This window comes from Pseudoflavonifractor sp. An85 (assembly GCF_002161235.1).
Lineage (GTDB): Bacteria > Bacillota > Clostridia > Oscillospirales > Oscillospiraceae > Enterenecus.
This window is the reverse complement of sequence record NZ_NFHE01000015.1, coordinates 1-12275: the sequence shown is the minus strand read 5'-3', so window position 1 is coordinate 12275 and position 12275 is coordinate 1. Positions and strand designations below refer to the sequence as shown.

Sequence of the window (12275 nt, the reverse complement as noted above, 5' to 3'; positions counted from 1 at the left end):
CGCAAGATATACCACCAACAGCGCCTTTAACTTTCCTGTTAGGATTGATAGTTCAAATTTAGCACAAATATAACGACGTCGCAAGGGGCGGTCGATTGCGTTGTAATAGGCTGCCACCAGCTACTGCTCTGCACGGCCAACCCCATCCAAGCTCTTTCTTCCACAGCTTTTCTATAATCCCTTGACTTTTCCACACCGCAGACGTATAATGTGCAAAACTTTTAGGAGGTGTGACCATGCTTTGTCATATGGATCATAGTAATATGAACGCCCTTTCGTCCGATATGCCTTATGGTCGCATCGGGCTTGCATGGTCACGCTCTTTTTCACCATAATCCCAAGGGATATTTTTAGAAAACAGACGCAGTGCAAGCCCACCCCGCACAGGCCAGCTTGCACTGCGTTTCATTTTTTAGAAAGGACTGATTCTATGCCCACCCATGGAGGAACCCAAACCATTGAAACACCTAGACTTATTCTCCGCCGGGCCACCGTGGAGGATGCCCAGGCCATGTTTGACCACTGGGCCTCTGACCCGCAAGTCACCAAGTACCTCATGTGGCCGGCCCACACCAGCCCAGACATCACCCGGCAGGTGCTGCAATTCTGGGTGAATGGCTACCAGAAGGACAACTTCTATCAGTGGCTCATTGTGCCCAAAGATCTGGGCCAGCCCATCGGGAGCATCAGCGGCATGAATCCCAACGACCAGCTCTCCAGCGTAGAAGTGGCCTATTGCATCGGGCGACCCTGGTGGCATCAGGGCATTACCACCGAGGCCTTGCAAGGGGTGTTGGGCTACTTGTTTGACACTTGCGATTTCCACCGCATCACCGCTAAGCACGACACCAACAACCCCCACTCCGGTGGTGTGATGAAGAAATGCGGTATGACCTGTGAAGGCACTTCCCGGCAGTCGGATTGCAACAACCAGGGCATCTGTGATACCGTCCACTATGCCATGTTAAAAAGCCAGTGGGGACATCCCAGGGACTTGGCTGAGGGGCTTATATACGAAAACGACACCCAACTCGTGCAAGAATTATACCGCCGTTTAGATGAGAACAGCCGCCTCAATCACTCCCAGGCCGCCCGGGTGGAGTTTTTGACCACGGTGGAGTATATCCAGCGGTATCTCACTCCGGGGGCAAAAATTCTGGACATAGGAGCTGGCGCGGGAGAATATAGCCTGTATTTTGCCCGAAAGGGATACCAAGTGTCCGCTTTGGAGCTGTCTGAGGACAACATAGCAGCCTTTCGCTCCAAGCTGACGGACCGGGACACCATCGACCTGGTGCAAGGCAACGCCCTGGATCTCAGCCGCTATGAGGACAGCTCCTTTGACATCGTCCTTCTCTTTGGTCCCCTGTATCACTTGCACAGCCAGGCCGACAAGCTGCGCTGCATCCAAGAGGCCAAGCGGGTGTGCAAGCCGGACGGAAAACTGTTCTTCGCCTTTATCTCCAACGATATGGTCATCCTCACCATGTTTCACGAGGTCCCGGACTATTTCGTGACGGGAGACTACAACAAGGACACTTTCCGCTGTCACGACTTTCCCTTTGTGTTCCACACGGTGGATGCCTGCCGGGAACTGCTGCGGGAGGGCGGTGTGAAGATCCTCCACCAGGTGGCCTCGGACGGGGTCAGCGAGCTGCTCCAGGAGAAGATCAATGCCATGGACGAAAAGAACTATGCCCAGTATCTGCGGTATCACTTCTACACCTGTGAGAAACCGGAACACCTGGGTGCCTCCAATCATCTGCTCTTTGTGGGAGAGCCATAAGCCAAGCTATAAAAGCGCACCGGATAGAACATTCTATCCGGTGCGCAAATTTCTTTTTTGACCCACTGCCTTCTCAGCTCGCATGATTTACTGTTTCTGTGCAACTCTTTTCCATCACTTTATTGTGTAAATTTCGCCTTTATTTATTCAGTTATTTGCGATGATCGTCACGTTGTAATTTATTTCACAAAATGATACAAATTTCTCTTGCTCAACATCCTCTCAAAAGCAGGCAAAAGGATTGCTTTCCCCTCTTACGCAATTATAATACAAATACACAAGGGTTTGATCACAGCGCGCATGTGAATAACTCACAAAAAAACTTATGGGAGGATCGTATGAGAACATTTGTACAGAAACTGGGCAAGTCCTTGATGGGACCCCTATCCATCATTGTTGCCGCAGGTTTACTCCTGGGCTTAGCGTCTACCCTGCAAAATCCCAATGTGTTCGGAAACGCACTGGCACATGTGGGCTTTGTAAACGACTTTGTCAGTCTGGTCAATGCCCTTGCCAGCGGCCTCTTCAGCCTTCTTCCGGTCCTATTCTGTATGTCTGTGGCACAGGGTATGGCCAAGGAAGATCGAGATGTGGCAGCGTTCTCCTCTGTCATCGGCTTTGTGCTGTTCCACATCACCATCCGCTTTTTCCTTCAGTTAAATGGCATCACCGCTGAGACCACCAGCGTGGAGTATCTGACCAGCCAAGGCATGGATGTGTTGACCGCCACCCAGACCAATGCCGCGTATGATACCGTGCTGGGTATCTTCACCTACCGCATGAGCATTTTCGGCGGTATTATCGTGGGTCTGTGGTCCTCTCTCATCCACAACCGCTTCCATGAAACCCAGCTCCCCACTGCCTTCAGCTTCTTCAGCGGCAAGCGCTTTGTACCCATCATGATCGTGGTGACCATTCCCCTGGTGGCCATTGCCATGTACTTCATTTGGCCCTTGTTCAACATGGTAATCAATGGCTTTGGCAATCTGCTAGCTGCCGCAGGCGCTTTCGGCACCTTCATTTATGGCTTCCTGGAGCGTTTGCTGATCCCCACGGGCCTGCACCACATTCTCAACCAGCTGATCCGCTTTACCCCCATCGGCGGCACCGCCATGATCGATGGCGAGCAGGTATCCGGTGCCCTGAACATCTTCAACCAGCTGCTCATGTCCAGCAATCCTGATATGGACACCATGCGAGAGGCAACCCGTTTCCTGACCCAGGGCACTCATCCCTTCATGGTCTTCGGTCTTCCCGCTGCATGTTTTGCCATGTATAAGACCGCTTATCCCCAGAACCGTCAGAAAGTCAAGGGCATTCTGCTGGCCGCTGGCCTCACCAGTTTCCTGACTGGTATCACCGAGCCCATCGAGTTTGCATTCTTCTTCATCTCTCCCCTGCTGTGGCTGTTCCACGCAGTTATGGCCGGTCTGTCCTTCTTCATCAACACCCTGCTGGGTGTGTGCATCGGCAATGCCGGCGGCGGTCTGGTGGATTTGATGCTGTTCGGCGTCCTTCGTGGTCCTGAGACCAAATGGTATATCAACGTGGCCATTGGCCTGGTCTATGCCGTGACCTACTTCCTGGTGTTCCGGTGGGCCATTGTCAAGTTCAACATCAAAACGCCTGGCCGCGAGGATGAGTCCGACCAGGTCAGCCAGAGTGTTGAAGTCACCGAGTTGGGCGCTGCCATTCTCTCCGCCATCGGCGGCACCGACAACGTGGTGGAGATTGACAATTGCATCTCCCGCCTGCGCCTGATTCTCAAAGACACCTCTTTGGTGGACGAAGCTGCCCTGAAACCCACCGGAGCTCTGGGCCTCATTCGTATCAACGAAACTGCCTGCCAAATTGTCTATGGCTCCAAAGTGGAAAAAGCAGCTGCAGAATTGAAGCGGGCTGTGAAATCCCACACCTAACCAACTCCCTCCCTCCGTGGTGCTGTATCATCCAGCCGGATGATACAGCACCACCCCTAAAAAACATAACAAGGAAGAGGATATGACACCATGCAAACACAAACAAGTCGAATTCAGCAGGATCTGGAAACCCTGGCCACCTACACCTCTACTCCAGGCCAAGGCGTAACACGCTCTTCCTATTCCAAGGAAGATACCATGGCAAAGGAGTATCTGATTGGCGAGATGGAAAAGCTCCATTTGCACATTTACCAGGACAGCGTAGGCACCATTTTCGGCCGCAGAGAGGGCACCATTCCGGATGCCCCGGTGGTCATGTTCGGTTCCCACTATGATTCTGTGGTCCACGGTGGTGCCTTTGATGGTGCGGCCGGTACCGTTGCTGCGCTGGAAGTGATGCGCGTGCTCACGGAGGAACACTTTTGCAACGACTATCCTTTGGAACTGATTCTCATGAATGCAGAAGAAGGAGCCACCTTTGGCCCCTGCACCGGAGTGACCAATTCCAGAGCCATGGTGGGCACCCTCACCATGGAGGAGCTCCGTACCGTCAAAAACCGGTTTGGGCAAACCAAGCTGGAGGCCATGAAGGAATACGGCCTGAACCCCGACTTGGCTTCCTGCGTTCGCAAGCCCGGGTCCATTAAGAACTTTGTGGAGCTGCATGTGGAGCAGGGTCCTGTCCTGGATCAAGCCCAGGTGGATGTGGGCTTAATTCGCTATTTGGCCGGAATTGGGCGATATACCCTTCGCTTCCATGGCCAAACCGCAGACTCCACCGCGCCCATGTCCTCTCGAAAAGATGCCTTGGTGGCTGCCGCTGCCTTTATCCAAGCCTTTGACGCACAGATCAAGGCCTTGGGCGAAGATGTCACGGGTATGATGGGCAAATTGGACATCACCCCCAATTCCAATCAGTTTGTACCGGAACGCGTGGAAGGGAAAATTGAAATCCGCACCTTCAGCAAAGCCATTACGGAGACCACAGACTTCAAGCAGCTGATTCAAACCATTCTGGATGAGGTAAGCCACAAATACGGCATTGCCTGCGAACTGGAAGAAATCCGCCGTGTTGGGTATTCCAATCCCACCGGACCCAGCATCATGAATGGGGACAACGTGGAAAAGCTGCGCTCCATCTGCGATCATCTGGGGTATCGTTACCTGGAAATCAACAACGGAACCGGCCATGATTCCATGATTATGACAGATTTTTGTGATACCAACATGATTTATGTCCCCAGCCGTAACCACGGAGTCTCCCACTGTCCCGAGGAATTCACCGACTACGAGAGCATCAAAAAAGGCGCCGATGTCCTGCTGGAGTTCATCAAAGAGATTTCAAAAGCATAATGTCAGGAGAATCATATGGATACGTTGGAACGAATCGACTACACACAGGTAACCCCTCCTTCTCCGGATTGTACCCAGATCCCGGTCATGCTCACCGACGAAACCATGGCCCAGCGGTGCAGCAAAGTCCTGGAACGGATGGAAGCCGCTGCTCTGGATACTCTGGTGGTGTATGCAGACCTGGAACATGGCAATAACTTTGAGTATCTGACCGGATTCCTGCCTCGCTTTGAGGAGGCGCTTCTGGTGCTGCATCAAGGTGGCCAGCACTACATGGTCATGGGCAACGAGAACCTCAACAAAGTGGCTTCCGCTCGCATCCCAGCAACTCCCATCCATGCCCCCCACTTTTCTCTGCCCAACCAGCCCATGGAGACCACCCAGAGTTTCCAAGAGATCCTTTCCCAGGCTGGGATTCAGGCGGGGTCCTGCGTGGGGATCGCAGGCTGGAAGATGTTCACCAGCTCCCAGGAAGATAATTCCCAGCTTTTTGACGTTCCCTATTACATTGTAGATGCCGTTGGCAGCTTGGTGGGCAGCTCTGGACGGGTTACCAATGCCGCATCCATCTTCATCGGCGATCAGGGCGCTCGCCGCACCAATAACATCAATGAACTGGAACATTATGAGTTTGGTGCTTCTCTGGCTGGCGACTGCATTCTGGCCGCCATGGATCTAGTGGAGGAAGGCGTCCGGGAAACAGAGCTGGGATCGGCGCTGAACGCCCTAGGGCAAAAAAACAGCGTGGTCACCATTGCCGCATCTGGCCCCCGTTTTATCAAGGCCAACCTATATCCCACCCAGCGCACCGTAGCGCTGGGGGATCCCATCAGCCTGACCGTGGGATATAAAGGGGGCCTATCGTCTCGGGCCGGGTACGCCGTTCAGGACGCCTCTCAGCTGCCGGAACCCATCAGAGATTATGTGGACGTGGTGGTTAAGCCCTACTTCCACGCTTATGTGACTTGGCTGGAGCAAATCCGCTGCGGCATGTCTGGCGGAGATCTGTATGACCGCATCCAAACCGTCATGCCGCAATCCCAGTATCACTGGTCGCTATGCCCGGGCCATCTGACGGCCGACGAGGAATGGCTGGCCTCCCCCATTTACAAAGGAAGCCAAGAGGCCATCGTCAGCGGCATGCTGTTTCAAATTGATATGATCCCTTCGGTGGCGGGATACGGCGCTACCAACGCAGAAAGTACCGTTGCGCTGGCGGATGAAGAGCTGCAGCAGGAGATTCAAGCGCAAGCACCTGCTTTTTGGGCACGCATTTGTGCCAGAAGGCGCTACCTCCAACAAGAGCTTGGCATCCAACTCAGCCCCCACGTCCTCCCGCTGACCTCTACGGTGGCCTATCTGCGCCCCCTGCTTCTGGAAAAGGGAAAAGCCATGAAGGTTCGGCCCATATCTACCTGATAGATGAAAATCTCCTGACTGTGGTCCAAGTGCGCCACAGTCAGGAGATTTTTTCATGTTGTCTCTTTTCGCTTGAGAGAATAATCAATATAGCCATCATACAACAAGTGGAGAACCAAGTGGAGAGTCAAATAACTGGAGCGATTGATGTTCATCACCTCATCAATGCTGGTACTTTGAAAATATAGATTATAGGGAGCAATTCTGGCCAACTCATTTTTATGAAAGTTTGTAATGGATACGATGGAGGTCCCCAAAACATCCAAACTCAACAGGGATTCTCGGTATTTATCAATATTTCCAGACCAAGACGCAATGAACAATACATCCCTCTGACTCATGTATTTCTTTACAATTTTCAACTCGGTCGACGCAGATATGACAATGATCTTCTTATTTACATTTAGAAAGCAGCGGGCCATTTCCTGGAGCATCAATCGCTGGCCCTGCCCGGTCCCATAGGCATATATATTTTCTGCCTCATCCATCTTCCGATAGATTTCCGCAATCTGCCCGTTCTGTTGAAACATTTTGATGGTCTGAGCTATATCCTGATTCAAAATCTCCACAGCATCCACATTCTGACTTGCCTCTTGTGCATCATCACTTTTCAGAAAATACTTAAATTCACTATACCCGCTGAAATTGAGCTTCTGCGTGGTGCGTAACACCGTTGCTGTGGATACATTGCACCGTTGTGCCAATTTGGCTATGCTTAGCGTGGTGCTCTCATGGAGATGATTTTGAATGAATTCCAAAATACGCAAATCCAGATGATTCAATCGGTTGTAATTTTGATTGATAATTCCGTCCAATCGGGTTCCCATACGCGCTTTCCTCCTGACGAACCTACCACAGGGCCAGGCAGGCCTCAAACCTGCTTTCCGCCAATTTTCCTGTATGTATTTATTGTATCAGGTATTTTCTCCACATTCCACATCTATTTTTCTCCATGTCCATTCTCACTTGGATCTCCATCCTTCATAGAGTGTAAACCACTTGTCGTGTGGGCATGACAACGCGCCAATGGCTGGATGCAAGCTGTATCGTGTGGAATAGCCTGGGCGGCCCAGGCATAGGCTGTATGCCACATCTGGCGCGTGTACACCCCTGGGGGATGGGCCGCCGCGGAACATGCCTCTAGGAGGCTCACAGGGGCCTGGTGGGCGGCACGGTTGTCTCCGTTGGTCCCGTTCGCTCCTTTCCCCATGTGGGTCAGGCCAACAAAAGAATGAATTCTGTTGCAATTTTCACCCAGCCATTGACTTTTCTACAAAAAGTGCGGTAGAAAGGTACAGCCTTGTAGTTGCAGATTCATCTGCTATACTATTGTTGCAGACCATTCAGGCGAAACTCCCGCCTATATCACGAAGTTTAAACTTACTGGGGGCGAAAATATTGGTAGAAAAAAGGCCTAAGTTCAGCGATATCAACTCATTTGAAGAGTTTAATCAACATTATTGGTATCGTGAAGAACTCTCTCAAATCTGCAAATCATTGCAGATCGAGCATAGGGGGACTAAGCAAGAATTAAATAACATAATCAAAGAATATTTTAATGGTAATTATATCAAGAAAGCAGATATACAGAAAAATTCTAACACCGCTGATATTCTTACACTGGACACTCCATTGCTTACCTGCGGATTTTCTTTCAACGCAAGGTTTCGAGAATATTTTTCGGTCTTAACCGGAGTTTCGCCATTTAAATTTACAGCTGACATGGCCACAGCCTGGAGAAAAGTAAAGCGAGAGAAAGATACCAAATTTACAATTCAAGATTTATTGGATATCTATTATGGGCAATCTGATTATGCTCGGTATGATAACTCAGTGTGCCAGTGGAATCAGTTTTTAAAGGATTTTTGTGCAGATCCAATTAGCTCAAATTATTGTAACAAGTTGAAGGTAGCCTCTATCCTATGGAAAGAAGTTAGAGATTCAGCAGGAGAAAAACATATAGCAGAAAAATATTAGAATCTAACTTAAACAACGTGAGGGATTACCAAAAATAGCTGAACATATCCCTGTTTGCACAAATATAACATAAAATCTTCTAATATCAGTCCATGGATAAGGCTTACTACACCCACGCTGTCCCTGTGGTGCAAGTCCTATCTTTATGCTATACTGATGTTGGTTTTCATATTGGTGCGTATGAGGTGGTCACATGAATCAGGAACTTTTCCATGAGATGCAACGTTTCTATGACCGATTAGAGACAAGATCGGGGCAACTATTCCACGCCCTGTTTCACAGGGTCTTTGAATTGGAAGTAGGATGGTATAGTGGTCACTATCACAAAATGGAAGATGGAAACTGGACTCGAGAAGCCTATCCTATCCCGGTGATTGGAGTAAAAGGTTTTTGCGACATTGAAGTTCAACCGGATCACATTTCCGTGTCCACAAAACTAAAGCGTTCCACTGCCCTGAACTATTCTTTTGTCAAGTTTGCTGAATATGACTTTGAAGCCTACGGCGTGGAGGACTACCTGGCTGACTTTTATCACCCTGGGCAGACCATAGAGGAATTAAAAGAGAACATCCGTGCTTGCCAAGAGCAGGAAATTGGCTTTTCCTTTTCCTTCCCCTTTGATGTGAATGGCCAGAGGATGTATGAATTTGTGAAGCTGCTGCGTCGGGAGGGCTTCTACTATTGAGAAAACGCACCCGAGGCCTCTGGAGCGCTAACTCCAGAGGCCTCCTTTGTTAGCCACGTTTTGAGAAACCCAATATCGTCACGCAGATGCCTACCAGCATCACCCCTACGGAGATCCCCAGCAGGACACCGGAAATAAAGTCCCCTCCTCTCATTTGATGGCAAGAGCATAATCCAAACGCCCTGCAAGAAACACCCCTTATCTGGAGAATTTAGGGGGAATCCATTGGATGAAGGACATGCATACCAGTCTCCCTGTTCCCTTGTATCCTACCATACCCCCGCCTGTTTGGACAGATGGAATTGTCTTTCTTTTTTTGGCCCAACAGGCACGCAGGACAGGCCAACGGCCCAACTGTTGCCCCTGTAAGCCTCTGTGTGCCCTTCTTGGGATTAGGGCAGCCCACTTCCCCACCCAAGGAATCCCGGCTCAATTTGGGCCGTTTTCCACGACCATGGACAGTCGGTCAATGGGGCCCCCGACGAAACCCAGCAAAGCGGTTTCGTTGGGGAAAGGAGGAGCAGCGGAATGAGCAAGTTTTCGCCCTCCCAGGCGGAAATGAGGGATATGTAGCTTGCGACGACGAGAAGCAGGAGAAAGGAGAGGGGTCGCAAGCGCCCCCTCTCCGGCCACAAATGCCCGCAGTGCGGGCATTTTTACAGGGGTCAAACAGGGCGTTGTAAACAGCAAAATACTCCCCCAAGGCTGGCGTGATTCCCCGTATCCTTAGGGCCGCAACAAATTTACAGGGGTTGTGACTGCTCGCGTGGCTCAGAATTTGTGTCGCCTAAACAAAGAAAGCACTTCCCAAAATAGCACAGTGTTAACAATGAAAACCCCTGACGTGGGAATTGATAACTTTCTTTTAACTCTGCTCGTGTCCCCTGGCTATTCTCCCCTCTGTGCTATGTTGTGTCACTGAATAGGAGGTGACCCCAAATGGCAAAGAAACGAGCCAACTGCGAAGGAAATATTCGAAAGCGAAAGGATGGCCGGTGGGAAGGCCGGTACACCGCCGGGTACGATGCCAAGACCGGCAAGCGGATCATCAAGAATGTACTGGGCAAGACCCAGGCCCAAGTAAAAGAGAAACTCCAGGCGGCTATAGCAGAGTGTCAGGGGCTGGATGTAAGCCGCAGTGAGGAATACACCGTGACAACCTGGCTGCGCACCTGGTACGAGCTGTATGCCAAGCCCAATGTGCGCACCGCCACCGCCAATCGGTATGAACTGATGATTGAACGCTACACCATCCCCAGAATTGGAAGCATCAGACTGAAGAAGCTGACCACCCGCCACCTGCAAAAGCTCTATAAGGAGCTGCTGGACAGCGGCAGAATCCATGTAGGGAGCAACCAGCCCCAGGGATTGAGCACTACCACCGTCCACAGCGTCCACCTCATGCTCCATGCAGCCCTGGAACGGGCGGTAAAGGAGCGGCTGATTCCCAGAAACCCAACGGAGGACTGCGTGCCTCCCAAGCCCAGGAAGGTGGAGATGCAGATTCTACCGGCCCAGGACATGCACGCCTACTTGGAGGCAGCCAAAGCCCGGGACCTGCTCCCCATGTTCTATCTGGAATTGGTCAGCGGCCTGCGGAAGGGTGAACTGGTAGCCCTGCGGTGGGACGACCTGGACATCCAGAGCAACACCATCTCGGTGAGCAAGCAGTATGTCCGAAATCCAGACGGCTCTCTGGAATTAACTCGCCCCAAAACGGAAAACTCCGTCCGCCTGGTGTCCATCCCACAGGCGGCGGTGGATTTGCTGATCCAGGAGCACGAGAAACACCCCCACAGCCCCTACCTGTTTCCCTCCCCCATCACCGGAGACATGTACCACCCGGATTCGGTGGTAAACCTCCACAAGAAAATTCTAAAGGATGCCGGGCTCCCCCACATCCGCTTCCATGACCTCCGACATACCTTCGCCACCACCGCCCTGCAAAACGGCGTGGATGTAAAAACTGTGTCCTCCATGCTGGGCCACTACGACGCCGGATTCACCCTCCGCACCTACACCCACGCCACCAGGCAAAAGCAGGACGAGGCAGCAGCCACCATGGGCAGCTTTATGGCACAAGTGATATAAGACAGAGAGAAAGCCGGACAGGAAGCGGAAACTTCCTGTCCGGCACTCTTTGACCCTTTCCCCGTGTGGGTCACGGTGTGGGTCAAGCCCCTGACCCACATTTTGACCCACACCCAAACATCATTATTGCAAACAAAAAAGCCTCGAAAACCGAAGTTTTCAAGACTTTTTGGAGCTGCTAGGCAGATTCGAACTGCCGACCTCATCCTTACCAAGGATGCGCTCTACCGACTGAGCTATAGCAGCAAATGGCGACGCGGAAGGGACTTGAACCCTCGACCTCCGGCGTGACAGGCCGGCGTTCTAACCAACTGAACTACCGCGCCATCTGGGGGAATCTATTTGATCAGCTTCCGCTGTTATTTTTATGGCAGGGGCAGAAGGATTCGAACCCTCGGCACTCGGTTTTGGAGACCGATGCTCTACCAGCTGAGCTATACCCCTGTATGGTGGGCCTTCAGGGACTCGAACCCGGGACCGACCGGTTATGAGCCGGCTGCTCTAACCAACTGAGCTAAAGGCCCATGTCGTCGATCTGTTCTGTCTACATGAGCCGTCACAAACCTGTGACGGCTCATGTACAGAAATGGCTCCCCCTGTTGGACTCGAACCAACGACCCTGCGGTTAACAGCCGCATGCTCTACCAACTGAGCTAAGGAGGAATATTGAGAGACTTGAGAAACTCAAACCTCTTTGTGTCGGCACTACCTATCTTCCCAGGCCGTCGCCAGCCAAGTATTTTCGGCGCAAGTGAGCTTAACTGCCGTGTTCGGAATGGGTACGGGTGGACCCTCACTGCAATCAGCACCGACTAAGTCGACACAGACCTTTTGATCTGCACTGAACATTTGACATATTAGCAGATTTCTCCGCCGTTGTCAAGTGTTTTTTACCCAGCTTTTGGGGCTCCCACTTGGGTGCATCACACACCCAAGTGGGAGTGGTACACCTTCAGGGACTCGAACCCTGGACACCCTGATTAAGAGTCAGGTGCTCTACCAACTGAGCTAAAGGTGCCCATGGAAGGGGGTGTCATGCTTCTCC

At 51.5% G+C, this 12275-nt stretch carries 7 protein-coding genes, 6 tRNA genes, 1 rRNA gene and 1 pseudogene; 7 read left to right on the top strand and 8 right to left on the bottom strand.

What is annotated here, in order from left to right:
• Nucleotides 1–430: 430 nt before the first annotated feature.
• The 4 genes from B5G37_RS15920 to B5G37_RS08385 all read left to right on the top strand — a co-directional run bounded on the left by B5G37_RS15920 (nucleotide 431) and on the right by B5G37_RS08385 (nucleotide 6477).
• The gene (locus B5G37_RS15920) at nucleotides 431–1786 is read left to right on the top strand and encodes a GNAT family N-acetyltransferase (protein WP_343229702.1); all 1356 of its coding nucleotides are present in this window, start codon (nucleotides 431–433) and stop codon (nucleotides 1784–1786) included.
• Nucleotides 1787–2124: 338 nt separating this feature from the next.
• A complete protein-coding gene (locus tag B5G37_RS08395) occupies nucleotides 2125–3705 on the top strand; it encodes a PTS transporter subunit EIIC (protein ID WP_087256389.1) in 1581 nt (526 codons plus the stop codon).
• Nucleotides 3706–3795: 90 nt separating this feature from the next.
• Complete coding sequence (locus B5G37_RS08390) at nucleotides 3796–5058, top strand: M20 family metallo-hydrolase (protein WP_087256387.1); 1263 nt, start codon at nucleotides 3796–3798, stop codon at nucleotides 5056–5058.
• A 15-nt stretch (nucleotides 5059–5073) separates the two neighbouring features.
• Nucleotides 5074–6477 carry an aminopeptidase P family protein gene (locus B5G37_RS08385; protein WP_087256385.1) on the top strand — a complete coding sequence of 468 codons (1404 nt, stop codon included), beginning with the start codon at nucleotides 5074–5076 and terminating at the stop codon, nucleotides 6475–6477.
• A 53-nt stretch (nucleotides 6478–6530) separates the two neighbouring features.
• Here the strand turns inward: B5G37_RS08385 and B5G37_RS08380 are convergent, their stop codons facing one another.
• Nucleotides 6531–7304 (bottom strand): MurR/RpiR family transcriptional regulator, encoded by a 774-nt coding sequence (locus B5G37_RS08380; RefSeq protein ID WP_087256383.1) that lies wholly within the window; start codon nucleotides 7302–7304, stop codon nucleotides 6531–6533.
• A gap of 571 nt (nucleotides 7305–7875) precedes the next feature.
• Here B5G37_RS08380 and B5G37_RS08375 point away from each other — a divergent pair.
• The 3 genes and pseudogenes from B5G37_RS08375 (at nucleotide 7876) to B5G37_RS08365 (ending at nucleotide 11230) form a co-directional block, all read left to right on the top strand.
• Nucleotides 7876–8492 (top strand): annotated as a pseudogene (locus B5G37_RS08375) (SAP domain-containing protein).
• A gap of 155 nt (nucleotides 8493–8647) precedes the next feature.
• Complete coding sequence (locus tag B5G37_RS08370) at nucleotides 8648–9139, top strand: DUF3201 domain-containing protein (RefSeq protein ID WP_143482905.1); 492 nt, start codon at nucleotides 8648–8650, stop codon at nucleotides 9137–9139.
• A 939-nt stretch (nucleotides 9140–10078) separates the two neighbouring features.
• Nucleotides 10079–11230 (top strand): tyrosine-type recombinase/integrase, encoded by a 1152-nt coding sequence (locus B5G37_RS08365; RefSeq protein WP_087256379.1) that lies wholly within the window; start codon nucleotides 10079–10081, stop codon nucleotides 11228–11230.
• A gap of 170 nt (nucleotides 11231–11400) precedes the next feature.
• Here B5G37_RS08365 and B5G37_RS08360 read toward each other — a convergent pair.
• The 7 genes from B5G37_RS08360 to B5G37_RS08330 form a co-directional block, all read right to left on the bottom strand.
• Nucleotides 11401–11476, bottom strand: a tRNA-Thr gene (locus B5G37_RS08360).
• A gap of 3 nt (nucleotides 11477–11479) precedes the next feature.
• Nucleotides 11480–11556 (bottom strand) — tRNA-Asp (locus B5G37_RS08355).
• 42 nt (nucleotides 11557–11598) lie between these two features.
• Nucleotides 11599–11674: transfer RNA gene (locus tag B5G37_RS08350), tRNA-Trp, on the bottom strand.
• A gap of 3 nt (nucleotides 11675–11677) precedes the next feature.
• Nucleotides 11678–11754 (bottom strand) — tRNA-Ile (locus B5G37_RS08345).
• Between the two features lie 63 nt (nucleotides 11755–11817).
• Nucleotides 11818–11893 (bottom strand) — tRNA-Asn (locus tag B5G37_RS08340).
• 34 nt (nucleotides 11894–11927) lie between these two features.
• Nucleotides 11928–12043: ribosomal RNA gene (gene rrf / locus B5G37_RS08335) — 5S ribosomal RNA — on the bottom strand.
• A gap of 129 nt (nucleotides 12044–12172) precedes the next feature.
• A tRNA-Lys gene (locus B5G37_RS08330) sits at nucleotides 12173–12248 on the bottom strand.
• Between the last annotated feature and the right edge of the window lie 27 nt (nucleotides 12249–12275).

What these genes read in the sequence shown, in the direction of transcription:
- B5G37_RS08395 (WP_087256389.1), top strand. Translation starts at nt 2,125, where the DNA reads ATGAGAACATTTGTACAGAAACTGGGCAAGTCCTTGATGGGACCCCTA.
- B5G37_RS08385 (WP_087256385.1), top strand. Translation starts at nt 5,074, where the DNA reads ATGGATACGTTGGAACGAATCGACTACACACAGGTAACCCCTCCTTCT.
- B5G37_RS08365 (WP_087256379.1), top strand. Translation starts at nt 10,079, where the DNA reads ATGGCAAAGAAACGAGCCAACTGCGAAGGAAATATTCGAAAGCGAAAG.
- B5G37_RS15920 (WP_343229702.1), top strand. Translation starts at nt 431, where the DNA reads ATGCCCACCCATGGAGGAACCCAAACCATTGAAACACCTAGACTTATT.
- B5G37_RS08390 (WP_087256387.1), top strand. Translation starts at nt 3,796, where the DNA reads ATGCAAACACAAACAAGTCGAATTCAGCAGGATCTGGAAACCCTGGCC.
- B5G37_RS08380 (WP_087256383.1), bottom strand. Translation starts at nt 7,304, where the DNA reads ATGGGAACCCGATTGGACGGAATTATCAATCAAAATTACAACCGATTG.
- B5G37_RS08370 (WP_143482905.1), top strand. Translation starts at nt 8,648, where the DNA reads ATGAATCAGGAACTTTTCCATGAGATGCAACGTTTCTATGACCGATTA.